Origin of the sequence: Kitasatospora purpeofusca (assembly GCF_000718025.1) — a bacterium.
Classification (GTDB): Bacteria; Actinomycetota; Actinomycetes; order Streptomycetales; family Streptomycetaceae; genus Kitasatospora; species Kitasatospora purpeofusca.
In genome coordinates this window covers 1-505 of record NZ_JODS01000100.1, presented here as the reverse complement: position 1 = coordinate 505, position 505 = coordinate 1, and the positions used below count along the sequence as shown (strand labels likewise).

The 505-nt window shown below is 75.2% G+C and carries 2 pseudogenes; both read left to right on the top strand.

The window, feature by feature from the left end:
- A pseudogene (locus tag IF01_RS47275) lies at nt 1-95 on the top strand (electron transfer flavoprotein subunit beta); the annotation flags it as partial.
- A 53-nt stretch (nt 96-148) separates the two neighbouring features.
- A pseudogene (locus IF01_RS50790) lies at nt 149-505 on the top strand (adenine nucleotide alpha hydrolase family protein); the annotation flags it as partial.

The following is a 505-nucleotide window of genomic DNA, read 5'->3' as shown; positions in this document are numbered from 1 at the left end:
CGCGTCCGGCGCGTACCGCGGGCACGGTCGTCAAGGACGAGGGCGAGGGCGGCAAGGCGCTCGCGGGCTTCCTCGCCGACCAGAAGTTCATCTAGTCCCGGCCCCACCGAGCACCGGCCCCTGCTGCCCCACCCCACAACACGGAGAGAAGGTGGACGCGCTGGCCCAGATCGCCAAGGCCGCCGACGCGGCCGCGGTGCTGGTCACCTCCTCCGGCGAGGGCAAGGAGGTCGCCGCCCGCGTCGCCCTCCGCCTGGGCTCCGGCGTCATCACCGACGCCGTCGACCTGCGCGCCGGCGACAGCGGCCCGGTCGCCACCCAGTCCGTCTTCGCGGCCTCGTACACCGTCGACTCCCGCGTCAGCAACGGCGTGCCGGTCATCGCGGTGAAGCCGAACGCCGTCGCCCCGGAGGCCGCCCCGGCCGCGGGTGCGGTGGAGGACGTCGCCGTCGCGTTCACCGGCAACGCCGCCAAGGTCGTCTCGCGCACCCCGCGCGTGTCCTCC